This window comes from Paracoccus onchidii (assembly GCF_028294535.1).
Taxonomy (GTDB): domain Bacteria; phylum Pseudomonadota; class Alphaproteobacteria; order Rhodobacterales; family Rhodobacteraceae; genus Paracoccus; species Paracoccus onchidii.
The window spans coordinates 119,843-145,715 of sequence record NZ_JAQBIE010000001.1 but is presented as its reverse complement, the minus strand read 5'-3'; the positions used below and the strand labels follow the sequence as shown (position 1 = coordinate 145,715).

General features: G+C 60.0%; 21 protein-coding genes. 12 read left to right on the top strand and 9 right to left on the bottom strand.

All coding sequences use genetic code 11. From position 1 onward, the window contains the following. Window positions 1-22 precede the first annotated feature (22 nt). Complete coding sequence (locus PAF17_RS00715; protein WP_271887157.1) at window positions 23-1,408, top strand: M20/M25/M40 family metallo-hydrolase; 1,386 nt, start codon at window positions 23-25, stop codon at window positions 1,406-1,408. Window positions 1,409-1,444: 36 nt separating this feature from the next. Here the strand turns inward: PAF17_RS00715 and PAF17_RS00710 are convergent, their stop codons facing one another. After that, complete coding sequence (locus PAF17_RS00710; protein ID WP_271887156.1) at window positions 1,445-2,071, bottom strand: transglycosylase SLT domain-containing protein; 627 nt, start codon at window positions 2,069-2,071, stop codon at window positions 1,445-1,447. 297 nt (window positions 2,072-2,368) lie between these two features. On the opposite strand from PAF17_RS00710, the gene gatB reads away from it, so the two are divergent. Continuing rightward, on the top strand, window positions 2,369-3,883 hold the full coding sequence (gene gatB / locus PAF17_RS00705) for an Asp-tRNA(Asn)/Glu-tRNA(Gln) amidotransferase subunit GatB (protein ID WP_271887155.1): 1,515 nt from the start codon (window positions 2,369-2,371) through the stop codon (window positions 3,881-3,883). A gap of 54 nt (window positions 3,884-3,937) precedes the next feature. Next, on the top strand, window positions 3,938-4,276 hold the full coding sequence (locus PAF17_RS00700; protein WP_271887154.1) for a DUF4177 domain-containing protein: 339 nt from the start codon (window positions 3,938-3,940) through the stop codon (window positions 4,274-4,276). Between the two features lie 91 nt (window positions 4,277-4,367). Here the strand turns inward: PAF17_RS00700 and PAF17_RS00695 are convergent, their stop codons facing one another. The 3 genes from PAF17_RS00695 to recA form a co-directional block, all read right to left on the bottom strand. Then, on the bottom strand, window positions 4,368-4,667 hold the full coding sequence (locus tag PAF17_RS00695; protein ID WP_271887153.1) for a DUF1330 domain-containing protein: 300 nt from the start codon (window positions 4,665-4,667) through the stop codon (window positions 4,368-4,370). Further along, window positions 4,664-7,321, bottom strand: coding sequence for an alanine--tRNA ligase (alaS, locus tag PAF17_RS00690; RefSeq protein ID WP_271887152.1), 2,658 nt, complete (start codon window positions 7,319-7,321; stop codon window positions 4,664-4,666). The genes PAF17_RS00695 and alaS overlap by 4 nt, the downstream gene beginning before the upstream one ends. Before the next feature lie 215 nt (window positions 7,322-7,536). Then, a complete protein-coding gene (recA, locus tag PAF17_RS00685; RefSeq protein WP_271887151.1) occupies window positions 7,537-8,607 on the bottom strand; it encodes a recombinase RecA in 1,071 nt (356 codons plus the stop codon). 322 nt (window positions 8,608-8,929) lie between these two features. On the opposite strand from recA, the gene PAF17_RS00680 reads away from it, so the two are divergent. After that, the gene (locus PAF17_RS00680; protein WP_271887150.1) at window positions 8,930-9,445 is read left to right on the top strand and encodes a hypothetical protein; all 516 of its coding nucleotides are present in this window, start codon (window positions 8,930-8,932) and stop codon (window positions 9,443-9,445) included. A 12-nt stretch (window positions 9,446-9,457) separates the two neighbouring features. Here PAF17_RS00680 and PAF17_RS00675 read toward each other — a convergent pair whose 3' ends face one another. The 3 genes from PAF17_RS00675 to guaB form a co-directional block, all read right to left on the bottom strand. Further along, window positions 9,458-11,587 carry an ATP-binding protein gene (locus PAF17_RS00675; RefSeq protein WP_271887149.1) on the bottom strand — a complete coding sequence of 710 codons (2,130 nt, stop codon included), beginning with the start codon at window positions 11,585-11,587 and terminating at the stop codon, window positions 9,458-9,460. 84 nt (window positions 11,588-11,671) lie between these two features. Beyond that, window positions 11,672-12,820 carry an RsmB/NOP family class I SAM-dependent RNA methyltransferase gene (locus tag PAF17_RS00670; RefSeq protein ID WP_271887148.1) on the bottom strand — a complete coding sequence of 383 codons (1,149 nt, stop codon included), beginning with the start codon at window positions 12,818-12,820 and terminating at the stop codon, window positions 11,672-11,674. A gap of 95 nt (window positions 12,821-12,915) precedes the next feature. Beyond that, window positions 12,916-14,364: an IMP dehydrogenase gene (gene guaB / locus PAF17_RS00665; RefSeq protein ID WP_271887147.1), complete on the bottom strand. Its 1,449-nt coding sequence runs from the start codon at window positions 14,362-14,364 to the stop codon at window positions 12,916-12,918. A gap of 273 nt (window positions 14,365-14,637) precedes the next feature. On the opposite strand from guaB, the gene PAF17_RS00660 reads away from it, so the two are divergent. From PAF17_RS00660 to PAF17_RS00640, 5 genes are all read left to right on the top strand, one after another. Further along, window positions 14,638-15,771, top strand: a complete 1,134-nt coding sequence (locus PAF17_RS00660; protein WP_271887146.1) for an OmpP1/FadL family transporter — start codon at window positions 14,638-14,640, stop codon at window positions 15,769-15,771. A gap of 144 nt (window positions 15,772-15,915) precedes the next feature. Then, the gene (locus PAF17_RS00655) at window positions 15,916-16,776 is read left to right on the top strand and encodes an ATPase (RefSeq protein WP_271887145.1); all 861 of its coding nucleotides are present in this window, start codon (window positions 15,916-15,918) and stop codon (window positions 16,774-16,776) included. A gap of 4 nt (window positions 16,777-16,780) precedes the next feature. Then, on the top strand, window positions 16,781-17,707 hold the full coding sequence (locus tag PAF17_RS00650) for a homoserine O-succinyltransferase (protein WP_271887144.1): 927 nt from the start codon (window positions 16,781-16,783) through the stop codon (window positions 17,705-17,707). 4 nt (window positions 17,708-17,711) lie between these two features. Further along, window positions 17,712-18,584 (top strand): polyphosphate kinase 2, encoded by an 873-nt coding sequence (ppk2, locus tag PAF17_RS00645; protein WP_271887143.1) that lies wholly within the window; start codon window positions 17,712-17,714, stop codon window positions 18,582-18,584. Between the two features lie 141 nt (window positions 18,585-18,725). Beyond that, window positions 18,726-19,766 carry an ABC transporter substrate-binding protein gene (locus tag PAF17_RS00640; protein ID WP_271887142.1) on the top strand — a complete coding sequence of 347 codons (1,041 nt, stop codon included), beginning with the start codon at window positions 18,726-18,728 and terminating at the stop codon, window positions 19,764-19,766. A gap of 84 nt (window positions 19,767-19,850) precedes the next feature. On the opposite strand, the gene PAF17_RS00635 is transcribed toward PAF17_RS00640, so the two are convergent. Beyond that, window positions 19,851-20,216, bottom strand: coding sequence for a Rieske (2Fe-2S) protein (locus tag PAF17_RS00635; protein WP_271887141.1), 366 nt, complete (start codon window positions 20,214-20,216; stop codon window positions 19,851-19,853). A 40-nt stretch (window positions 20,217-20,256) separates the two neighbouring features. Next, window positions 20,257-21,369: a 4-hydroxyphenylpyruvate dioxygenase gene (hppD, locus tag PAF17_RS00630; RefSeq protein ID WP_271887140.1), complete on the bottom strand. Its 1,113-nt coding sequence runs from the start codon at window positions 21,367-21,369 to the stop codon at window positions 20,257-20,259. A 134-nt stretch (window positions 21,370-21,503) separates the two neighbouring features. Here hppD and PAF17_RS00625 point away from each other — a divergent pair, with 134 nt between their 5' ends. The 3 genes from PAF17_RS00625 to metH all read left to right on the top strand — a co-directional run bounded on the left by PAF17_RS00625 (window position 21,504) and on the right by metH (window position 25,817). Beyond that, window positions 21,504-21,965: an Lrp/AsnC family transcriptional regulator gene (locus tag PAF17_RS00625; protein WP_271887139.1), complete on the top strand. Its 462-nt coding sequence runs from the start codon at window positions 21,504-21,506 to the stop codon at window positions 21,963-21,965. Between the two features lie 95 nt (window positions 21,966-22,060). Then, window positions 22,061-23,104 (top strand): homocysteine S-methyltransferase family protein, encoded by a 1,044-nt coding sequence (locus tag PAF17_RS00620; RefSeq protein ID WP_271887138.1) that lies wholly within the window; start codon window positions 22,061-22,063, stop codon window positions 23,102-23,104. Beyond that, window positions 23,097-25,817, top strand: a complete 2,721-nt coding sequence (gene metH, locus PAF17_RS00615; protein ID WP_271887137.1) for a methionine synthase — start codon at window positions 23,097-23,099, stop codon at window positions 25,815-25,817. The genes PAF17_RS00620 and metH overlap by 8 nt, the downstream gene beginning before the upstream one ends. Window positions 25,818-25,873: the final 56 nt, after the last annotated feature.

Genomic DNA, 25,873 nt, shown 5'->3' with positions numbered 1-25,873 from the left:
ATCATTTACACGAAAGGCAGACATGCAAAACCCGGTTCAACTAGACAAGACACTGGCAACGCTCGATTCGGATCGCGACGGCGCGATCGCACGCCTGCTGGAATTCCTGCGCATTCCCTCGGTGTCCACCGACCCCGCGCACGAGGCCGATGTGCGCGATGCCGCCACCTGGCTTTGCAGGGAATTGCGGGGTCTGGGGTTCACGGCGGATATACGCGACACCCCTGGCCACCCGATGGTTGTCGCACGCTCTCAGTCCGGCGATGCCCGGCCGGTGCTGTTTTATGGTCACTATGATGTGCAACCCGTCGATCCGCTGGACCTGTGGGATCGCCCGCCTTTCGAGCCAGCGCTCGAGGAAACGGAGAATGGCACCGTCATCCGCGGGCGCGGCGCTTCGGACGACAAGGGGCAGTTGATGACCTTTATCGAAGCCTGCCGGGCGTGGAAAGCGGTGCATGGCGCGCTGCCGTCGGACCTGATCCTGCTATTCGAAGGCGAAGAGGAATCCGGCTCGCCTTCGCTGCGCCCGTTTCTGACAGAAAACCGGGACAGCCTGACCGCATCCATCGCCCTGATCTGCGACACGGCGCTTTATGCGGATGGTCGCCCGGCAATCACCACCCAGTTGCGCGGACTGGTTGGCGAGGAAATCATTGTCACCGGCGCTGATCGCGACCTGCATTCCGGCAGCTTTGGCGGGCTTGCCGCGAACCCGATCATGGTTCTTGCACAGGCCCTCGGCACGCTGAAGGATGACACCGGCCGTGTCACGTTGCCCGGATTCTACGATGGTGTCGAAGATGCCGACGAAACCCTGCGCCGCGACTGGGACGCGCTGAATTTCGACGCCGCCGAATTTCTGGGCCGTGTCGGCCTGTCGACGCCGATCGGCGAACAGGACCGCACTCCGCTGGAAATGCTGTGGAACCGGCCGACTGCCGAAATCAACGGGATTGAAGGCGGTTATACCGGCGACGGGTTCAAGACAGTCCTGCCCGCAACCGCGCGGGCAAAGGTCAGCTTTCGCCTGACCGGTGCTCAGGACCCGCAGAAGATCCGCGATGCGTTCCGCGCCCATATCCGCCACCACCTGCCCCAGGATTGCCAGGTCGAGTTCCACGATCACGGCGCCAGCCCGGCAAGCGTCATGGACACGTCCGACGCGGCCTTCGCCGCCGCAAAGCAGGCCCTGAGCGATGAATGGGGGCGCGACGCCGCCTATATCGGCGCCGGAGGTTCGATCCCGATTGCAGGCGATTTCAAGCAGATCCTCGGAATGGATTCGATGCTGATCGGTTTTGGGCGCGATGATGATCGCATTCATTCCCCAAACGAGAAATACGATCTGGACAGCTTTACGAAAGGGGCGCGATCCTGGGCGCGGATCATTGCGGCATTGCGTTGACGCCTCATGGCCGGGTTGCGCATGCGCGCCCCGGCCCTAGCCCTGCCCCAGACAATAGCTGCGCGAACTGGTCCATGACGCGATGTCTGCGCGCTTCTTGGGGCTGCGCATCGGCGCCCAGTCACGCGCCACACCGCGCCAACCGCCGCTGCCGTCTCGCACCACGGCATTGTCGCGTCCGACCTGCGTGGACATGATTCTGACTGCGCAGCTCATGTTGTCGGCACCATTGGTAATGTTTCCCGTGCAATCATACCCGCGCCATGTCGCGGGGGCGATCTGCATCAGGCCCAACCATTTGCCCCCGCCGCCACTTGCCTTGGGGTTATACGTGCTTTCATGTTTGGCAAGCGCCGAAAGAAGCCCGGCCCAGAATGCCTTGCGACCGGTCGTCGACAACTCGGCATAGTTCGGGCAGAAATTCTCGATATCATGCGGCACTCTGGACAGGATCGTCGCCCCTTCGCGATCAAGGGCGGCTAGGGTTGCCTTGGTCCAGGCATCCGAACCCTGACGCTCACCCCAACGCATGGGCGGGCTGGCCGCCAGCGCCATCTGTCGCGCTTGTGCCTCGGCCTTTTGAGCGGATGTTTCCTTGTCGACAGCAGGCTGGCAAGCCGCCAACAACGCCAAGAAGGCAATCGGAACCAATGCACGGCGCATGAAACCCTCGGACTTGCAGATTTTTCGATCATACCGATGCGCCGAGGGACGGCACCGCGCAAGCTGGCGAAACGGATGTCGGCAAAAACACGCTGCCAATTTGCGGCCGATATGCCGGATTTCCGCCGATCCGGCGCTGCTTTGTCGGCAATTCACGAAATCTTAACCTCTTGGCTTGGGCTCCGTTCGGGCAATTCCGAGGTTTTCGTGACTCTGCAGCCCCGCAAACCCGTGACAACCCGCGCGCGCTGACCTAAGAACACGCGCAAGAATGCCAATCCGTATGCGAGGCCAGCGATGCTTGATCATCTTTCATTCACAGAACCCCAACCCAAGGTGATCGCAGGGGCCAAGGGTGACTGGGAACTGGTGATCGGCCTCGAGGTGCACGCCCAGGTTTCCTCGAATGCCAAGCTGTTTTCCGGGGCATCCACCGCCTTTGGCGCCGAGCCAAACAGCAATGTGGCTTTCGTCGATGCGGCGATGCCGGGAATGCTGCCTGTCATCAACGAATATTGCGTGGCACAGGCCGTGCGCACCGGCCTGGGACTGAAGGCGGCGATCAATCTGGTCAGCGCGTTCGACCGCAAGAACTATTTCTATCCAGATCTGCCGCAAGGATATCAGATCAGCCAGCTTTACCACCCCATCGTCGGAGAAGGCGAAGTCATCGTCGACATGGGACCCGGCGTGGCCCGCCGTGTCCGAATCGAGCGGATCCACATGGAACAGGACGCGGGGAAATCGATCCATGACATGGACCCCAACATGTCCTTCGTGGACCTGAACCGCACCGGCGTCGCGCTGATGGAAATCGTCAGCCGCCCCGACATTCGCGGCCCCGAAGAAGCCGCGGCCTATGTCGGCAAGCTGCGCCAGATCATGCGCTATCTGGGCACCTGCGACGGCAACATGCAGAACGGAAACCTGCGTGCCGACGTGAACGTGTCCGTGTGCCCGCCAGGCGCCTATGAGAAATATGTGGAAACCCAGGATTTCAGCCATCTGGGCACCCGCTGCGAAATCAAGAACATGAACTCGATGCGCTTCATTCAGGCCGCCATCGACTACGAGGCCCGTCGCCAGATCGCCATTCTGGAAGATGGCGGCGCGATCACGCAGGAAACCCGCCTGTATGATCCCGACAAGGGTGAAACGCGCTCCATGCGATCCAAGGAAGAGGCGCATGATTACCGCTATTTCCCCGATCCCGATCTGCTTCCGCTGGAAATCGAACAGGATTGGGTCGATGCCATCGCGGCAGACATGCCCGAGCTGCCCGACGAAAAGAAAGCGCGGTTCGTCAAGGATATGGGCCTGTCGGAATATGACGCGGGCGTTCTGACCGCCGATGTGGACAATGCAAATTACTTCGAGTCGGTGGCGCAGGGCCGCGATGGCAAGATGGCCGCCAACTGGGTGATCAACGAATTGTTCGGCCGCCTGAACAAAGAGGCGCTGACAATCCAGACCTCTCCGATCAGCGCCGCACAGCTTGGCGGCGTCATCGACCTGATCGCCAAGGGTGACATCTCGGGCAAGATTGCCAAGGACCTGTTCGAGATCCTGTGGACCGAGGGCGGTGACCCTGCAGAAATCGTCGAGACCCGCGGCATGAAACAGGTCACCGATCTGGGCGCCATCGAAAAGGCCGTGGATGACATTATCGCGGCAAACCCCGCGCAGGTCGAAAAGGCCAAGCAGAACCCCAAGCTTGCAGGATGGTTCGTCGGCCAGGTCCTGAAGGCGACCGGCGGCAAGGCGAATCCCGCAGCGGTCAATGAATTGGTCGCCAAGAAGCTGGGCGGCTGAAACCGCCCCCCTCTGTCCCCGCGCATATCGGTTGCGCAGAAGCAGGATGAAAACATGGCATTTGAATATTCTGTCATCGCCGCGCCGAACCGTGGTGAAAAGGCCAAGGACGCCAAGACCCCGACCGATCGCTATGCTCTGGCGCTGACCACCGAACTGAATCGGATGGCAAAGGACGGCTGGGAATACCTGCGCGCCGATGTGCTTCCCAGCGAAGAGCGCAGCGGCCTGACCGGACGATCGACCATCTATCACAATGTGCTGGTCTTTCGTCGGGTCGTGGCGGAAACGCCTGAAACCCTGCAGGCCCCCACGCAGGAACAGCCCTCCGCCCCCGAACCGCAAATGCAACCGGATGCCAAACCAGACGCCGAGGTTACGCAATCCAACTGACAGCCGCGCCTTTCGGGCCGCAACGAGAAACCGCCGCCCCGGTCAGCCGAGGCGGCGGTTTCTCATTGATTGAAGGCCGTCGCGAAAAACATCAGCCCATCGCTGGCGGGGTTTCCTCGACGATCACCAGATCGCGTTCCGATGCCCCTTTCGCGTGGGCAAGTGCTGCCTGATACTCATCACTCTCATAGCAGGCGACTGCGGCTTCGAAGCTGGGGAACCGGGCGACGACATTGCGCGCCCGATCATTGCCTTCCATCTGGCGATACCGACCGCCACGGGCCAGAAACTCGCCGCCATGTGCTGCAATCGCCGGGCCTGCGGCCTTGGCATATAGCCCATAGGCGTCTGCATCCGTCACATGGACATGTGCAATCCAAAGCGCGCTCATTCCAGCTCTCCGATCAGCTTTTCAACCTGCGCAATCGCATTGTCGGCGGCATCCAGCCCCGGCGCGCCACCCTGCGCACGATCAGGGCGTCCGCCACCGCCCTTGCCACCAAGCGCCGCCGTCGCAGTCTGGACCAGAGAAACCGCGCTCAGCCGCCCCGTCAGATCAGAGGTCACGCCGGCAGCAACCGTTGCCTTGCCATCCGCCTGCGCCAGAACCAGAACCGCCCCGCTGCCCAGCTGCTGCTTCATGTCATCAACCAGCGGGCCAAGTTCCTTTCCGGACACACCATCGACGACACGGCCAAGGAACTTGATACCCCCAAGCTCTTTGGCCTCGGCCGCGCCACCCGCGCCCATTGCAAGCTGACGCTTGAGTTGCGCAACCTCGTTTGCCAACGACTTGCGTTCATCCGCAAGGGCACGAACCTTGTTGACCACATCGCCCGCCTGCGCCTTGAGGATTACGGCAACCTCGGACAGCTGGGCATCCGATCCGCGCAGGTGATCCAGTGCCGCCTGGCCTGTCAGCGCCTCGATCCGGCGCACACCGGCAGCTGATGCGCTGTCGCTGAGAAGGGCGAAGGCGCCAATATCGCCGGTCCGCGCGACATGAGTGCCGCCGCAAAGCTCCAGTGAATAGGTCTGGCCATCGCTGCCCTTGCCCGAATTGGCCTGCTGACCCATCGCGACCACGCGCACCTCGTCGCCATACTTCTCGCCAAACAGCGCCTGGGCGCCAATTGCACGGGCGTCATCCGGTGTCATGACACGGGTTTCGACAGGTGTGTTCTGACGAATGTAAGTGTTCACCTCGGCCTCGATGGCGGACATTTCATCCGCAGCCATGGCGTGATTGTGGCTAAAATCAAAGCGCAGACGATCAGGCGCATTCAAGCTGCCGCGCTGCGCCACATGTTCACCAAGCGTGCGGCGCAAGGCTTCGTGCAGCAAATGCGTGGCCGAGTGATTGGCGCGTATCTGTTCGCGACGGTCATGATCGACAGAGAGTTGCGCACCCTGCCCCCGCTGAATACTGCCAAGCGTTACTTCGGCCATATGCACGAACACACCGGCAATTTTCTTCGTATCGGTCACCCGCGCCGCGCCGCTTTCGGTCTTGATCAGCCCGGTATCGCCGACCTGCCCGCCTGCTTCTGCATAGAAAGGCGACTGGTTCACCACGATCTGCACCTTGTCGCCGGTTGCCGCACTGTCGGTTTCGGCGCCCTCGGAAACCAGTGCCAGAACCTGACCTTCGGCCTCTTCGGTATCATAGCCCAGAAACTCGGTCGCGCCATGTTGCTCGGCCATGTCAAACCAGATCGCGGCATCCTTGGTTTCACCGCTACCCGACCATGCGGCCCGCGCCTTGGCCTTCTGTTGCGCCATCGCGCTGTCGAACCCGTCCGTGTCAACGGCCCGGCCCTTTTCACGCAGCGCATCCTGGGTCAGATCCAGCGGGAAACCATAGGTATCATACAGCTTGAACGCCGCCTCGCCGGGCAAATTCGCACCTTCGGGCAGGCGGGACAATTCGTCATCCAGCAACCTCAGCCCCCGGTCCAGGGTCTGGCGGAAACGGGTTTCTTCACTGCGAAGCGTTTCCTGAATCAATGGCTGCGCCCGGCCAAGCTCGGGATAGGCGCCACCCATCTGGCTGACCAGCTCGGGCACCAGTCGATGCATCATCGGATCCTGCACGCCCAGCATATGCACATGCCGCATCGCGCGGCGCATGATCCGGCGCAGCACATATCCGCGCCCCTCATTCGAAGGCATGACACCATCGGCAATCAGGAAGCTGGTCGAGCGCAAGTGATCGGCAATGACGCGGTGGTGCACCTTGCCGGGACCGTCCGGATCATTGCTGGACAGGTTCGCGCTGGCCTCGATCAGGTCGCGCATCAGATCGGTGTCATAATTGTCGTGCTTGCCTTGAAGCAGCGCACCAATGCGTTCCAGCCCCATGCCGGTATCGATGGATTGCATGTCCAGCGCGCGCATCGAGCCATCCTCGAACTGCTCGTTCTGCATGAACACGATATTCCAGATCTCGATGAAACGATCGCCGTCTTCGTCAGCGCTGCCCGGAGGTCCGCCCCAGATATGCTCTCCGTGGTCAAAGAAAATCTCGGTGCAGGGGCCGCAGGGGCCGGTCGGCCCCATCTGCCAAAAATTGTCGCTGGTCGCGATGCGAATGATGCGGTCATCGGAAAGACCCGCAACCTTCTTCCACAGATCGGCCGCCTCGTCATCCGTGTGATACACGGTGACCAGCAGCTTGTCCTTGGGGATACCGAAATCCTTTGTCAGCAGTTCCCACGCATAGGGGATCGCTTCGGTCTTGAAGTAATCGCCGAAGCTGAAATTCCCCAGCATCTCGAAAAACGTGTGGTGCCGGGCTGTATAGCCCACATTGTCCAGGTCGTTATGCTTGCCACCTGCCCGCACACATTTCTGCGCCGTCGTTGCGCGATTGTAGTCGCGCGTTTCCAGGCCCGTGAACGCGTTCTTGAATTGAACCATTCCGGAATTGGTAAACATCAGGGTCGGATCGTTGCGCGGCACAAGCGGGCTGCTTTCGACGACGCGGTGGCCGTTCTTTTCGAAAAATCCGAGGAAAGTGGAACGGATATCGTTCAGACTGGGCATATGTGGGCCTTCATCGCAATGCGGTGGCATCATATTCCGGATCATTCCGGGCTGGCGTTCGGTCTAGACTCGGCAACGCCTGCTGTCCAGCGATCGCGGGCACTGATGCATCGCGCGTTTCGCATTCGATTGCGATTCATTTGCCTGCCAACGGCCCATGCAGGCGGTATGCGGTTGCGCAAAAGGTCCTGACCTTCGCGCAACCGCATACCAAATCAGTCTTCGGTCAGCGCGTCATCCACCCCTTCGCCGGGTATGAACTCAAGTCCATGGCTGGCACGGATCTTGTCTTCGATATCAAGTGCAACCTCGGGACGGTCACGCAGGAATTGCTTGGCATTCTCGCGCCCTTGTCCGATGCGCTCGTCGCCATAGGAATACCATGCCCCCGATTTCTCGACGACGCCGGCCTTGACGCCAAGATCAATCAGCTCGCCAACCTTGCTGATCCCCTCGCCATACATGATATCGAACTCGACTTGGCGGAAGGGCGGCGCAACCTTGTTCTTGACCACCTTTACCCTGGTCGAGTTGCCGATAACTTCGTCACGATCCTTGATCGAACCGGTGCGGCGAATATCCAGTCGGACCGAGGCATAGAATTTCAGCGCGTTCCCGCCGGATGTGGTTTCTGGGTTGCCGAACATGACGCCGATTTTCATCCGGATCTGGTTGATGAAGATCACCATGCAATTCGACCGGCCGATACTGGCCGTCAGCTTGCGCATCGCCTGGCTCATCAATCTCGCCTGAGCGCCAACTTGATGATCCCCCATGTCACCTTCGATTTCCGCCTTGGGCGTCAATGCGGCGACCGAATCCACGACAACAAGGTTCACGGCACCCGACCGCACAAGCGTATCGACGATTTCCAGCGCCTGCTCACCCGTATCCGGCTGCGAGATCAACAGTTCATCAAGATTGACGCCCAGCTTCTTCGCATATTGCGGGTCCAACGCATGTTCAGCATCAACAAACGCGCAAACACCGCCTTTCTTCTGTTCTTCGGCAACCGCATGCAGGGTCAGTGTGGTCTTGCCCGAACTTTCAGGGCCATAGATCTCGATGATCCGGCCCTTGGGAAGCCCGCCGATCCCCAGGGCGATGTCCAAACCCAGAGAACCTGTTGAAGTGGCCTCGATTTCGGCAACCGGGCTTTCCTTGCCCAGTTTCATGATCGAACCTTTGCCGAACTGACGTTCGATCTGCGCCAAAGCACTGTCCAGCGCCTTTTGCTTGTCCGCACTGCGTTTGTCGTTCATGTCGAATATGCTCGCCTGTGCCATGTGATTTCCACCCTTATTTCACAGCCCCCCCGGCAGAGCAATCTGCCCGGTTCGCGCACGATGTTCTACTGTTGTTCTCACCCATGGATGCGCGAAACGAAAGGTTAACGCAAGTGATTTTTCCGCAAGATCCATCAGCCACAGATCATTATCGATGCGGCAATATTAACAAATCGTTTACATCGCCGAATTCGACGACTATCTGACGCGGCAGTCTATCGAACCCGACATTTACACAACTTTTTACCACAACATGTTGATTTTCTGGGAACACAGGCTGGTTTTTCTGGCCACGCCCAAAGCCGGCTCAACAGCAATCGCGATGGCGCTCGAATCTTTGGCGGCGGCTTCGATCCTACGGCCGACACCCGCAAAACATACCGACTTTTTCGCCTATCACACCTTCATCGGCCCATGGCTGCACCGCCAATCCGGCGTAAAATTCGATACGGTTGCCTTGATGCGAGAGCCACTCGACTGGCTGCGCAGCTGGTATCGCTTCAAGCTGCGTGACGAACTGGACCAACCTGGTATCGGGCCCGGTCAGCCGGATTTCGTGGATTTTGCAAGAAAGTTCTCGGCGACAGGCGATCCTGCATATCGTGGCATCTGCTCACAATCACAATTCCTGACCTGCGATGATCAACGTGTCGACAGGATCTACAAATATGAAGAAATCGGAACGTTCGTGCAGTTCCTGGAAGATCGCATGGATTGTCACATTGAACTGCCCCGGGTCAATGTTCCGCCCGCAGTAGCCACCGACCTGACCCCAGCTCAGGAAGAAGATCTGCGTCAGTTGCTCCGGCGCGACATGGATCTGTATCACTCACTTTGACACGTCGACAGATCAATGTCGCCGAACAACCCGCCGTGGCTGCGCCAGCTGAGCCCTGACGGTTTCGTTCAGCTCTGCCAGCGTGAATGGTTTGACCAGAAAGACCGAATTTTCAAGCGGCTCATGATCTTCGCCAAAGATGTCCTCGGTATAACCCGACATGAAGACCACGCGCGTGCCAGGACGATCCTGCAGGGCCTGGCGCACCCATGTCGGCCCGTCCATACCTGGCATGACGACATCCGTAACGAAAATATCGACATGCAAACTGTGATCTTTCAGAATCGTCAACGCGGCTTCCGCGCTGTCCGCTTCGATCACCTCATACCCTTTCAATCCTAACGCGCGGGCAGCAAAGGCACGCACAGGCGCCTCATCTTCGACAAGCAGCACCTTGGCCTTGCTTTCCGTCTGTGACGCGACCTGAGCCGCGGGCGCGTTCGTGGCCCCGTTCTCCATCACATCGGGTGCCTGCGTCAACGCCGGAAAATACAGTGAAAAGCTGGTGCCGGATCCCGGCTGGCTGTCACAAAAGATATATCCGCCAGTCTGTTTGACGATGCCATAAACAGTTGAAAGTCCCAAACCTGTGCCCTCGCCCGTTCGCTTGGTGGTGAAAAAAGGCTCGAATATCTTTTCGAGGTTTTCTGGCGCGATCCCGCAACCTTCATCGCTGACGCGAATCCGGACATATTGCCCGGGCGGCAGTTCGACGCGATCCTTCATCAACGGCTGCCTGATCTGCACCAGATCCGTGTCAATGGATACATCGCCCCCGGCGGGCATCGCGTCGCGCGCGTTGACCACCAGATTCATGATCACCTGTTCAAGTTGCCGCTTGTCGGCACGCACGGGATGCAGGGTGGGATCGTGATTTATGGTCAGCCGTACGCGTTCGCCAACAAGGCGGTTAAGCAAATGCGTCAAATCGGCCAGCGTATCGCGCACATCCAGCGTTTCCATATGCAAGGTTTGCTTGCGTGAGAAAGCCAGCAACTGCCCGACCAGCGCCGCCGCCCGATTGGCATTCTGGCTTATCTGATCCAGATCGGCATAATCGGGATGATCATTTTCATACCGCAACATCAACAGGTCACAATGACCGCTGATCGCAGTCAACAGGTTGTTGAAATCATGCGCGACCCCGCCAGCCAGCTGACCGATGGCTTGCATTTTCTGGCTCTGGACGAACTGCGCTTCCAGCGTTTTCATCGCGCTTGCGTCATTCAGAACGGCAATCAATCTTGAGCTGTCACCCGGAAAGGTCGCCAGAGACACTTGAAAATAGCGTTCTGACGCCCTGGATGCCCCAGGCGTCATCTTTGGCGTGCGCAGGCGCAGAACCTCGGGGCGGCCCTCGATTCTGCCGGCGCTGACATCATCGATCCAGTCCCTCAGCGACCGCCCCGGCCCATCAAGGAAGCTGCCGAGATGCGTTGCGATCAACTGATTGCCAAGGTCTTTGCCCAGCAACCGACAGGCAGCATTGTTGGCGTGCCAGATCCGTCCGTCCCGCCCGATCTGCAGCAACGCGACAGGCAAGGCCGCAAGCATCTCGGCGTCACTCTGGTTTTCGTCATCCGCCGCCAATGCAATGTCGATCGGTGCAATCGCATCCTCCGGCCCGTGATAGGACCACACGCGCAATGGCGCATCCGATGCCGCGCTAAGCGCGATCGTGTCACCATTCTGCAGATCCAGCTCGGCCCCGCCAGTCGCCATAGCACGCCTCAGAAGATCATTCATTTCGTTCTCGGCATCTGCGCGCAGACGCTGGAAGATCACCAGCATCGGCTGCCCCGAAATATCGCCAAACCGATCACGGGAGGCCGCGTTCTGAAAGATCACCTGCCCGTCATCGTCACAGATCCAGATCGGTTCAGGCGCGGCCGACACTTCGCCGCGAATGGCATGCAAGGTGCGGCGCACCGCGAAACGACGCAAGCCATGGGCGACAGATATCGCGCCGCCCAACAGATACCAGGCGAAAGCGACGGTGGAAAACACGATAGCTACGCGCCCCATACCAAGCGACGGCACGAACAGCAGCAGTGACGCCCCGATTACCATCGGCAGCAGAAGAACCGGCAATATCGCCAGTGCCGAGCCCGACAGCCCCAGCCGTTCCTCCAGCTTTGTCATGCGAATCGTCCCCCTGCGCCCAAGCTATCGCCCAACGTGCTGCGCAGAGCTTAACATCACGTTAATCCATGGCTGCCGCAATGCTTAGTCATGACGCCGCAGCACCGAGAGGAAAAAACCGTCACTTGCGTCAATCGGCGTCCAGAGACATTGCGACATCCGCGTATAGCCATCATCCCGTTCCAGAAACGCATCGATCTGAGCGCCGTTTTCCTCGGCCAGCAGTGAACAGGTCATATAGGCCAGACACCCCCCCGGCGCGACCAGATCCGAAACACGGTCCAGAATTTCCGCCTGGGTCGCAACCAGATTGTCCAGCGCGGCTTCATCCAGCCGCCACTTCGCGTCCGGGCTGCGCCGCCAGGTTCCCGACCCCGAACAGGGCACATCGGCGACCACCAGCTGGTATCGCTGCGAGGGCGCATCGACCCGCAAAACCGATACCCCCGCCCGAGACGCCCTTGCCGGCAAATCCTGCATCCGCGCAGGATCGGCATCATGGGCCTCGACGCGCAAATCCGGTTGCCGGCCGATCAGCGCCAGCGACTTGCCCCCGCCGCCGGCGCAATAGTCCAGCACCCGGTCCCCCGGCCGCAATGGCAAGGCCGCGCAGGCAAGCTGTGGCGACAGATCCTGCAGCTCGACCATACCGCCGAGATAGGCCGCATTCCGCGCGACCTTCCGCTCACCCGCAATGACACGCAGCGCGCCGGGCAGCCGGTCGTCCTCGACGGTTTCGATCCCCCCTGCCGCCAGCACCTCCATCGCGCGCCGGACCGTTGCCCGAACCGGATTCACGCGCAACCAAACCGGTGCCCGTTGCCCCATCAGGATCGCGATGTCATCTGCCTGTGCACCAAGAGAGTTGCGCCAGCGCGGCACAACCCATTCCGGCAGATCAATGGCTGGACTCGCCTCGGGCATCCGGCGTTCATGTTCACCCAAGGGGGACGGCGCATGGCCCGATCCGGTGAACACGGTCTCGGGGTCGGTGCCGAGGTCGCGCAACCTACCAATCATCAGGCCGCGACCGCTGAGATCGCCCCCCAATGCAGCAAGCGTATTGCGTCGCCGCAAGGCGTCGAAAACCAGATCGCGCACCGCCGCGCGATCGCCAGATCCGGCAAAGCGACTGGCACGGGACCAACGCAACAACGAGGGTTCGGCAGGCTCGCCAGCCAGGATCCGATCCAGAATGTCGATCGCCGCCGCGATCCGGGCCGCAGGATTCATCGCGAAACCCCGGATAGCCCCAGCCAAGACATCATGCGTCCACCTTCGATTTCCGCCAAGCAATGGCCCACATCATATGCGGGCCATCTGATTTCCTATCCCAGCCGGTAATTCGGGCTTTCGCGTGTAATCGCGACGTCATGCACATGGCTTTCCTTCAGCCCGGCACCGGTGATGCGGACGAACTGACAGTTCTTGCGCATCTCGGGCACGGTGGCACATCCGGTATAGCCCATCGCCGCCCGCAACCCGCCGACCAGCTGGTGAATGACTGTGCCGGCCGGCCCCTTGTAAGGCACCTGCCCTTCGATGCCTTCGGGCACCAGCTTGTCTGTCGCGGCGTCTTTCTGGAAATAGCGATCCGCACTGCCGCGTGCCATCGCGCCCAGGCTGCCCATACCCCGATAGGATTTGAAGCTGCGGCCCTGATAGAGGATCACCTCGCCGGGGCTTTCATCCGTGCCCGCGATGGCGCTGCCGACCATGGCGCAGCTTGCGCCCGCTGCGATCGCCTTGGCGAAATCACCCGAGAACTTGATACCGCCATCGGCGATGATCGGTGTGTCACCGGCTGCGGATGCCGCGTCCATGATGGCGGTCAATTGCGGCACGCCCACACCCGCCACGATCCGGGTGGTGCAGATGCTGCCCGGTCCGATACCGACCTTCACGGCATCGGCACCCGCACCGATCAGCGCGCGGGTTGCCTCGGCGGTGGCCACGTTACCTGCAACCACCTGCACATCACCGGCATAGGCCTTGACCCGCTCGACCGATTTGGCGACCCCTTCCGAATGGCCATGCGCGGTATCGATCACCACCATGTCGACACCGGCATCGATCAGCGCCTTGCTGCGTTCGAACCCTTCTTCGCCCACCGTCGAGGCCGCGGCGACGCGCAGGCGACCCAGATCGTCCTTGCAGGCCAACGGGTTCAACACAGCCTTTTCGGTGTCTTTCAGCGTCAAAAGACCAGTCAGCTTGCCCTGGCCATCGGTCACCAGAAGCTTTTCGATCCGGCGCTCTTTCATCAGGTCGATGGCCTGCTGACGGTCCGCCGGCTCGGTCAGCATCGCCAACCCTTGTGCGGTCATCATGGCGCGGACCGGCGTCTTGTCATCGCTGGCAAAGCGCATGTCGCGATTGGTGACGATACCCAGCACATGACCTTCGTCGTCAACGACCGGGAACCCCGTGACATTGTAGCGATCCTGCAACAGCTTGGCATCTGCCAGCGTCTGATCCGCGCGCAATGTGATCGGCTTGTAGACGATACCGGATTCGAACCTCTTGACGCGACGCACCTCGTCGGCCTGCTGTTCGGTTGTCAGGTTGCGATGGATCACCCCCATGCCGCCGGACTGGGCCATCGCGATCGCCATCCGGCTTTCGGTAACGGTATCCATCGCCGAGGACAGCAAGGGTATGTTCATGCGTATGGAACGGGTGACATGAGTGGTCACATCCGCAGTCGATGGCATCACCGACGAAGCGGCAGGCACCAGAAGAACATCATCAAAGGTCAAAGCCTCACGAATCTGCATGGCGGGGGTCCTTGCGGCAATTTCGTTTGGCAGTTTCCCCTTTCATGCGCACGCGCCTTTGTCCAGACCACAGTTGCATTTTTCACCCGAATCCGAATCAGTGGCGACAACGCCCGATGCGTGCTGTCACAATCGCGTTGCGACAATGTCACTGTGTCGTAAGGTCACATTAACCTAGATGATGAATTTCCGACGACGCCGATTGATTCGACATTTATGCTGTTTAGTCTGGACCTAAGGGTCACCCGACCCACGTGAGGGAGGTAACAACACATGAAGATCGCATACTCCGGCATCGCGGCCCTGCTGGTCAGCACCGCGCCCGTATTTGCCGGTGGAATCGAACGCGCACCGCAGTCGCTGTCGGCCCTGTTCGAAGAAGGAAACTACGCCGAGCTCAGCTTTGGCGCTGCGGACCCGACAGTCGAGGGCACCGACACACTGGGCGTATCGACCGGCGATGTGGCAAACGGTTATGGCTTTTTCGGCCTGGCCTACAAACATCAGTTCAACCAGAACCTGTCGGGCGTCCTGATCGTCGAACAGCCTTACGGCGCCGATCTGACCTATGAATCCGCTCTGACCGGTGGCTCTCCGTTGCTGGGCGGCACGGCGGTGGACGTGGACTCGACCACATACACAGCGCTGCTGCGCTACAAATTCGACAACAACATGTCGTTCCACGGTGGTATCCGCGGTTCATATGCCGATGGCAATGTCACGCTGGACGGTGCGGCCTATGGCGCGGTTGCGGGATATAACGTCGATCTCGATGGCGCCTGGGGCGTTGGCTATGTCGTCGGTGCGGCCTATGAAATTCCCGAATATGCTGCCCGGATCTCGCTGACCTACCACTCGAAAATCGATCATGATTTCGACACGACCGAAACCGGCCCGCTGATTCCGACCCCGATCGGGGATCTACCGCTGCTGGACGGCGATTCGACCACGACGGTCTCGACCCCGGAAGCGGTCAATCTTGAATTCCAGACCGGTGTTGCGGCAGATACGCTTGTCTTCGGTTCGGTCCGCTGGGTCAATTGGAGCGAATTCCTCGTTGATCCGCAAAATTTCACGGCCGTGACCGGTGAGGGGCTTGTCGAACTGGAAGACACGACCACCTACACCATCGGCGTCGGACGCCAGTTCACAGAGGCATGGGCGGGTTCGGCCGCCTTCACCTATGAACCCGAGGGCGATGATCTTGTTTCCCCCCTTGCGCCCACCAACGGACGCATGGGCATCACGCTTGCGGCGATCTACACCATGGACAACATGAAGATCACCACCGGCATCAACTATTCGAAACTGGGTGATGCCATGCCTGAAACCGCAGATACGGCCCGCGCCTCCATGGAAGACAACGACCTGTGGGGCATTGGCGTTCGCGTCGGCTACAGCTTCTGATCCGCACTTCAGACACATGATAAAAGGCGGCCTGCTTCGTGGGCCGCCTTTCCCGTATCCGCAACGCCCATTTGCCAGAAAGCGCGCGCCCTTCCCTATGACGCGGCAAGCCACTAGTTATGCGCAAGGAACAAGGGGTGCGTGATGATCTATGGCAGTGGCCGCGAATGGCTGGGTTCGGCAAATAAAAGGGTCGTGCTGTTTGGCATGTCCGGCCTTGGCAAGACCTATCTGTCAAATATGCTTCGCGACGCCGGCGATTGGTTCCACTATTCCATCGATTACCGGATCGGCACCCGATACATGGGCGAATTCATCGCCGACAATTTCAAGCGCGAGGCGATGAAGGTGCCGTTCCTGCGCGAATTGCTTATGTCTGACAGCGTCTATATCGCCAGCAACATCACATTCGAAAATCTGGCACCCTTGTCGACCTATCTTGGCAAACCCGGCAGCGCCAGTCGCGGCGGACTTGACTTTGGCGAATACTGCCTGCGCCAAAATCAGCACCGGCGTGCGGAAATTTCAGCCTTGCTGGACACAGGCCATTTCCTGGATCGCGCGATCGACATCTACAACATCCCGCATTTCGTTTGCGATTCAGGCGGATCGATCTGCGAGGTCGTCGATCCGGAAAACCCCGATGATCCGGTCCTGAACGCCCTGGAACAAGACCTGCTGATGGTTTGGATCAAGGGCAGCGACGCCCATACCGCCGAACTTGTGCGCCGTTTCGATCGCGCCCCCAAGCCAATGTATTATCAGCCGGAATTCCTTGAAAATGCCTGGATTTCCTATCGCGTCGAAAAGGGCTTGCACGAACACGAGGTCAACCCCGACGATTTCATCCGCTGGACCTATGCGCGCGCATTGGCGCATCGCCAACCCCGATACGAAGCCATGGCAAGGCGCGGTGTCACCGTCACCGCCCAAGAGGTTGCGCAGATCCGCAGCCCCCAAGATTTCAACAACCTGATCGCACGCGCAATCGACCGCAAGGATTGATCCTATGCCCATTACCCTGAACGAAAACCTGCCCGCCTATCGTATTCTGTCGAACGAAGGCGTCATGGTGATGTCGCCAGGCCGGGCCGAGACCCAGGACATCCGACCGCTGCGGATTGGCCTGTTGAACCTGATGCCCAAGAAGATCCAGACCGAGAACCAGTTCGCGCGTCTGATCGGGGCGACACCGCTTCAAATCGATTTCCAGCTGATCCGCATGTCGGACCATGAAAGCCGCAATACCGCCGCCGATCACATGGCCAGCTTTTACCGACCGTTTCGCGAGGTCGAGGCAACCGGCGAGAAATTCGACGGGTTGATCATCACAGGCGCGCCCATCGAACATCTGCCTTTCGATCAGGTCACCTATTGGCAGGAATTGACGCGGGTCTTTGCCTGGACACGGACCCATGTGCATTCGACATTCGGCGTCTGCTGGGGGGGCATGGCGATGGCCTGGCATTTCCACGGCCTTGAAAAGCACATGTTGGAACGCAAGGCTTTCGGATGTTTTCGCCACCGCAATCTTGATCTGGCCTCGCCCTATCTTCGCGGCTTCTCGGACGATGTGCTTGTGCCAGTCAGCCGCTGGACCGAAATTCGTCAAAGCGATGTCGACCGCTGCGACGGTTTGACAACCCTGCTGGCCAGTGACGAGGTTGGCCCCTGCCTGCTTGAAGACAGGGAACGGCGGTCCTTGTATATTTTCAACCACCTGGAATATGACAACGAGACCCTGAAAGAGGAATATGACCGCGACGTCGCGACCGGCAAGGCGATCAACATTCCCCGGAACTATTACCCCGATGACGATCCAAGCCGACGGCCAATGAACCGCTGGCGCAGCCACGCCCATCTGCTCTACGGTAACTGGATCAACGAAATATACCAGACGACATACTACGACATGTCGCGCATCGGAGAGGGATAGGGACATGACCGAGATGCCATTGGTGGGCCAAATCAGCGACTATCTGGAAAACGGCGCCCCAAAGGAAATCCGCAAAACCATCCGCGAGGCAGGGAAAAAGGACATTCTGGATCCCGGCTATCCCTATCGTCAGGAAATGGACAAGGACGAATACCAGGACCGCATGCAGGACCTGCAACTTCAACTGGTTCGCATGAAACACGGGAGCCGCGAAACCGGCAAGCGAATCGTCGTTCTGTTCGAAGGCCGTGATGCGGCAGGCAAGGGCGGCACGATCGAACGGGTGCGCGAAAACCTGAACCCGCGTTCCTGCTATATCGTCGCGCTGCCCAAACCAAACGAGCGTGAGGCATCGCAATGGTATTTCCAACGCTATGTCGACTGGCTGCCCGCGGCGGGCGAGATCGCGCTGTTTGATCGCAGCTGGTATAATCGCGGCGTCGTCGAACGTGTTTTCGGTTTTTCGACCGAACAACAGCGCAATGCGTTCTTCCGACAGTTGCCGAATTTCGAACAGACATTGGTTGATGACAATATCACCCTGGTGAAACTGTGGCTGAACGTGGGACGGGCCGAGCAACTGACCCGGTTTCTTGCGCGAGAACAGGACCCGTTGAAGCAATGGAAACTGTCCAGCGTGGATGTCGAGGGCCTGGCGAAATGGGATATCTACAGCGAAGCAATCCGCGATACGCTGAACCTGTCGCATTCGCCAATCGCGCCATGGCACGTGATCCGGTCAGATGACAAGAGACGGGCAAGAATTGCCGCGATCCAGACAATCCTTCAGGCGGTGGATTTCGCCGGCAAGGACAGCGACAAGATCGGGATTGTCGATCCCAGCATCGCTGGCGGTCCCGAGATGCTTGACGCCTGACCACGACCTGCCTTCGGCACAGGCAAGACCCCGGTTTGCAGTCCTTTTTGACGCCACGGCCCCTGAAGCATGCAAGGCACTTGCACGGATTTCGGGCTGCGGCTAGCGTCTGGGAAAACGGTCCAACAGGAAGGCCCTTTCATGCGTTTCACGACGACAACAATCCTTGCCGCCGGGCTGGCGTTTCCCGCCTTGGCCGCCGATCCCGAATTCACGGTCTTTGACTGGGCCGGTTTCGAGGAACCCGAGATTTTTCAAGGCTATATCGACAAACATGGCGACAGCCCGACCTTCGCCTTTTATGGCGATGACGATGAGGCCTTTCAGAAAGTGGCATCTGGCTTCAAGGCCGATGTGGCGCATCCTTGCAGCCAGATGGTCGGCAAGTATCGCGATGCCGGACTGATCGAGCCTTGGGATGTGTCGCGCATTCCCGCCTTTGACACCATCGATCCCAAGTTCCTCGAATCCGAAGTGTTCAAGGATGAAGAAGGCGTCTGGTATATCCCGACAGACTGGGGCGCGACGGCAATCGCCTACAACACCGAAACGGTGCCCCAGGAAGACGTCTCGACGCTGCAGGTCTTTGTGGATCCGAAATATCAGGGCCGCACCTCGCTGCCGGACGGGTCCGATGATGTCTGGGCATTGGCCTATCTGGCGACCGGAACCACCGATTGGACCGATGTTTCAGACGATCAGTTTCAGGCAGCGGCCGACTGGCTGCGCCAGGCCCATCAGAATGTTGCGGCATATTGGGCCGACCCGGCGGAACAGGCACAGCTGATGGCATCGGGCGCGGTCGACATCGCCTGGTCCTGGAACGACGGCGTTGTCTATCTGCAGGAAGACAATTACCCCGTCGGCTTTGAACGCGCACCCAAGGAAGGTTCATCGACCTTCTTCTGCGGCTTTATCAAACTGAAAGACGGTCCGGGCAGCGAAGACAAGACCTATGATTTCATCAACGCCTGGCTTGAACCTTCGGCGGGCAAAGCCTTGCTGGATGCTATTGGCTACGGCCACACCTCGACCGAAGCGATGGCAACGATCGTCGACGAACAGGCCGTCAAGGACGGGCTGTCGGAAACCGATGCCCCCATCCTGTCACAGGTCCCGAATTCCGCCGAGCAGCGCGAAAGGCAATTGGCCGAATTCGAGAAAATCAAGGCCGGATTCTAATCGACCAGCCAACATTTCTGGAAAGGCCGGGGAATATCCCCGGCCTTTTTCGTGCCCGACAACAGCCCCATCTCAGGGAGGGGATCACCCGGCTGGCGGCGGCGCGATATGCAGGAAACCATCAATCAGTTCAAGCGGCACGGGCTCCAACCCGCAATCCGCGCCGTCGACCACCGCCCCTGTCGCCATGTCGAAACGCGCGCCATGCGCCGTGCAGAGCAACTTGGTTCCGTCCGCCGACATGATACGTTCGGCCCGATAGTTCAGCGGCAGAAACTGGTGCGGGCAAGCATTCACATAGGCCCGGAATCCCAGCCCGACACGCATCACCAATAGCGGGAATTTCCCCTTCCCGGTGGTCACCTCCATCGCAATCGGCGTGGTGATACCGGCTGCATCGCAGATCCTGGTGCCTGGCGCGGGGGCGGCTGCATAATCGGTCCAGCTCATCGCGACAGGCCCTCACAGCAGATGAAAGCTGCCATTGGTGTCAATCGCTCGACGCCGCGTCCAGAACGCCACGCCGGATCTGATCCTCTTCGATGGATTCGAACAGCGCGCGGAAATTTCCTTCCCCAAAGCCGTCATCGCCCTTGCGCTGGATGAACTCGAAAAAGATCGGGCCGATGACCGTCTTGGAAAAGATCTGCAACAGAATACGCGTTTCGCCCCCCCCGACGACGCCTTCACCATCGATCAGAATGCCGCGCTCTTTCATGCGATCGATCGGCTCTTGATGACCTTTCACGCGCTTGTGCGACATTTCGTAATAGGTATCCGGCGGTCCGGGCATGAATTCCATGCCGGCATCGGCGATCTGTTCGGTTCCGGCATAGATGTCTTCGGATGCGATGGCGATGTGCTGGATCCCCTCGCCCTTGTATTCACGCAGATACTCCTCGATCTGGCTGTGATCGTCGGTGGATTCGTTGATCGGGATGCGGATCTTGCCGTCCGGCGATGTCAGCGCACGGCTGACAAGCCCGGTTTGCTTTCCCTTGATATCAAAGAACTTGATTTCGCGGAAATTGAACGTGTCGTGATAGAACTTGTACCACGTGTCCATGTTGCCGCGGATGACGTTATGGGTCAGGTGATCCAGATAGTAGAAACCAAACCCTTCCGGGGTGGGGTTCACCTCGTCCAGCCAATCGAAATTCGCTTCATAGACGCTGCCAGCATCGCCATAGACATCCACGAAATACAGAAGTGAGCCACCGATTCCGTAAACGGCCGGCACATCCAGCGATTTTCCGTCGCCCGTGTACTCGGTCGCGCCCAGATCCAGCGCACGCTGCAATGCGGCCTTGGCATCGACGACCCGCCACGCCATCGAAGGTGCACATGGGCCGTGGTCACGGACGAATTCCGCCGCATGGCTATCTGCCTCGGCATTCAGCAGATAGTTGATATCACCCTGCCGATAGAGCGTGATATTCTTGGTGCGATGTCTTGCAACCGGCGTGAAACCCATCTGCTCAAAGATCTGCGCCAGAATTTCAGGCTGGGGATGCGCAAATTCCACAAACTCGAATCCATCGGTGCCGGCCGGGTTCGCGGCACTGATCGTCGCCTTGGGGGCGTTATGAGGAAAGGGACCCATGGGATGCTCCTGTTCGATATGTCAGCATGTTGGCACCATTATTCCATATAGACCGCGCATGAACCTTGCGAAGCGGCCCGGGCATCCCTCATTATTGCACGAAAGACGCATAAAGGCATAAGGATGCGCACGATATGGAACTTGACGGCTACGATATTGCGCTTCTGGCTGCATTGCAGAAGGATGGCGCGATGACCAATGCCGCATTGGCCGGGGTGGTCAATCTTTCGCCTTCGCAATGTTCGCGCCGGCGGGCCGCCCTGGAACAATCCGGTGTCATCGAGGGATATTGCGCACGACTCAGCGCGGCTCAGCTGGGCTATGGATTGCGGGCGGTCATCCGGGTGAACCTGTCCAGCCACGGGCCGGGGAAAGACAGCGATTTTTCGCGTTTTGTCGCCGCGCAGCCCTTGATCCGTTCGGCATATTCGGTATCTGGCGATGCCGATTACGTGCTGGATGTGCGGGCGCGTGATCTGGACGCCTTTGCCGATTTCGTCCATCGCCACCTGCTGCCCCACCCGCAGGTGGCGCAAGTGCGTTCGGAGATTGTGCTAAAGACCCTGAAAGACGAACAAGGTGTGCCGGTAGCCTGAATCATCGATCTGACTCATAATCTTCTGGAATATTATGAATTTGCCGCCGGGATGAACTGTGCCTATGTTGCCGGCTTCCTGACAAAGGCACGAACATGACCGGCAGACTTCCCCCCTCGCCCGCATTCGAGGCACTGAACCGCGCCGCTGCGGAACGGATCCTGATCCTTGACGGCGCGATGGGCACGCAAATTCAGAACCTTGGCCTGGGCGAGGACGACTATACCGGCCACGGCTCGGGTCATGTCTGCCGCCACCACTCGGACCATCCGCAGAAGGGCAACAACGACCTTCTGATCCTGACCCAGCCCGAAGCGGTCGAAGAGATCCATTACCGCTATGCCATGGCGGGTGCCGATATCGTGGAAACCAACACGTTTTCCTCGACCACCATCGCGCAGGCCGATTACGCGCTGGAAGCCGCCGTCCATGACCTGAACGTCGAGGGCGCGCGCGTCGTGCGCCGGGCGCTGGACCGCGCGACCGCGCAGGATGGCAAGCCGCGTTGGGTTGCGGGCGCGCTGGGGCCGACGAACCGCACGGCCTCGATCAGCCCGGACGTGAACAATCCGGGCTTTCGCGCCGTCACCTTCGAGGAACTGCGCGTCGCCTATCTGCAGCAGGCCACAGGCCTGATCGCAGGTGGGGCCGACATCCTGCTGATCGAAACAATCTTCGACACGCTGAACGCCAAGGCCGCGATCTTTGCCTGTATCGAGGCGATGGAGGCGCATGGTCGCGCGCTGCCGCTGATGATTTCGGGCACGATCACCGATGCCTCGGGGCGGACCCTGTCGGGGCAGACGCCGACCGCGTTCTGGCATTCGGTCCGGCATGCGAACCCCTGGACCGTTGGCCTGAACTGCGCCCTTGGCGCCGAGGCGATGCGCCCGCATCTGGCCGAAATGGCGGGCGTGGCCGACACGCTGATCTGCGCCTATCCCAATGCAGGTCTGCCCAACGCCTTTGGTGAATATGACGAAGGCCCCGACGACACCGCCCGGCAGGTCGCCGAATTTGCCCGCGAGGGGCTGGTGAATGTCGTGGGCGGCTGCTGCGGCACCACGCCCGACCATATCCGCGCCATTGCCGAGGCCGTGGCCCAGTTCAGCCCGCGAAAGGTGCCCGAATATGCCTGAACGCCAATTGCGCCTTTCGGGGCTGGAACCCTTCGTCCTGACCTCGGACATTCCCTTCGTGAACGTGGGCGAACGCACCAACGTCACCGGCAGCGCACGTTTCCGCAAGCTGATCAAGAACCGCGACTATGCCACCGCGCTGGAGGTCGCCCGCGATCAGGTCGAAAACGGCGCGCAGATCATCGATATCAACATGGACGAGGGGCTGATCGACAGCCGCGCCGCCATGGTCGAGTTCCTGAACCTGCTGGCCGCCGAACCCGACATCGCCCGCGTGCCGATCATGATCGACAGTTCCAAATGGGAGGTGATCGAGGCCGGTCTGCAATGCGTGCAGGGCAAGCCGGTCGTGAACTCGATCAGCATGAAGGAAGGTGTCGAACAGTTCCGCCAGCAGGCGAAGCTGTGCCTTGCCTATGGGGCCGCCGTCGTGGTCATGGCCTTTGACGAACAGGGCCAGGCCGACACCGCCGCCCGCAAGATCGAGATCTGCGAACGCGCCTATCGCATCCTTGTGGACGAGGTGGGCTTTCCGCCCGAGGACATCATCTTCGATCCCAACATCTTTGCCGTCGCTACGGGCATCGAGGAACACGACAATTACGGCGTCGATTTCATCGAGGCCACGCGCTGGATCCGGCAGAACCTGCCCTATGCCCATGTCTCGGGCGGGGTGTCGAACCTGTCCTTCAGCTTTCGCGGGAATGAACCCGTACGCGAGGCGATGCACGCGGTCTTTCTGTATCACGCGATTCAGGCCGGCATGGACATGGGCATCGTCAATGCCGGGCAGCTGGCCGTCTATGACCAGATCGACGCCGAATTGCGCGAGGCCTGCGAAGATGTCGTGCTGAACCGTGCGCCCAAGTCGGGCGGCACCGCGACCGAGCGCCTGCTGGACATCGCCGAGAAATTCCGCGGCGATGGTGGCGGGCAAAAGCGTGAAAAGGACCTGTCCTGGCGAGAATGGCCCATCGAAAAGCGTCTGGAACATGCTCTGGTCAACGGCATCACCGAATATATCGAAGGCGACACCGAAGAGGCGCGTCAGGCCGCCGAACGCCCGCTGCATGTCATCGAAGGCCCGCTGATGGCCGGGATGAATGTCGTCGGCGACCTGTTCGGCGCGGGCAAGATGTTCCTGCCGCAGGTGGTGAAATCGGCCCGCGTGATGAAACAGGCCGTGGCCGTCCTGCTGCCCTATATGGAAGAGGAAAAGCGCCTGAGCGGGGCATCGGAACGCGAAAGCGCGGGCAAGATCCTGATGGCGACGGTCAAGGGCGATGTCCACGATATCGGCAAGAACATCGTCGGCGTCGTTCTGGCCTGCAACAATTACGAGGTGATCGACCTTGGCGTGATGGTGCCGCCGCAGAAGATCCTTGAAGTGGCGCGGGCCGAAAAGGTCGATGTGATCGGGCTGTCCGGTCTGATCACGCCATCGCTGGACGAAATGGTGCATCTGGCCGCCGAGATGGAGCGTGAGGGTTTCGACATTCCGCTGCTGATCGGCGGGGCGACCACCTCGAAAATCCACACGGCGGTCAAGATCGCGCCGCGCTATGCCAAGGGGCCGGCGGTCTATGTCACCGATGCCAGCCGCGCGGTCGGCGTGGTGTCGTCATTGTTGAGCCCGGCGCAGCAGCAGGCCTATATCGACGGTATCCGCGACGATTATGCGCTGGTGGCCGAACGGCATGAACGGTCCGAGGCCGCGAAATCGCGTCTGCCCTTGCAGGCTGCGCGTGACAATCCGCTGAAACTGGACTGGACCGGATTTGCCGCCAAGACGCCGGACTTTACCGGGCTGAAGGTGGTCGAGGATTGGGACCTGGCCGAAATCGCGCGCTATATCGACTGGACCCCCTTCTTCCAGACATGGGAGCTGAAAGGCGTCTATCCCCGTATTCTGGACGACGAAAAGCAGGGCGAGGCCGCGCGCAACCTGTATCGCGACGCGCAGGACATGCTGGCCCGGATCATCGACGAGGCATGGTTCAAGCCCCGCGCGGTCGTCGGGTTCTGGCCCGCCAATGCGGTCGGCGACGATATCCGCCTGTTCACCGGCGAGGATCGCGAACATGAACTGGCGACGCTGCACACGCTGCGCCAACAGGTGACCAAGCGCAATGGCCGCCCGAATGTCGCGCTGTCGGATTTCGTGGCCCCCGAGGGGCATCGCGACTATGTCGGCGGCTTCGTGGTGACGGCGGGCCCCGAGGAACAGGAAATCGCGCTGCGCTATGAACGCGCCAATGACGATTACGGCGCGATCATGGTCAAGGCGCTGTCCGACCGCATCGCCGAGGCGATGGCCGAAATGCTGCATGAACGGGTCCGCAAGGATTACTGGGGCTACGGCGCCGCCGAAACCTATGCGCCGCAGGACCTGATCGGCGAACCCTATGACGGCATCCGCCCGGCGCCCGGCTATCCCGCGCAACCCGATCACACCGAAAAGCTGACCCTGTTCCGCCTGCTGGATGCCGAGGCGACCACCGGTGTGACGCTGACGGAAAGCATGGCGATGTGGCCGGGGTCGTCGGTCTCGGGCCTTTATATCGGGCATCCCGACAGCTATTATTTCGGGGTCGCCAAGATCGAGGAAGATCAGGCCCGCGATTACGCCGCGCGCAAGGGGATGGATCTGGCCGAGGCCGAACGCTGGCTGGCCCCGATCCTGAACTATGTGCGCAAGGATGCGGTGGCCTGATCTGGGGGCTGATATGGGGCCCGACCGGAAATGAAAACAGGGCGACCATCGCTGGT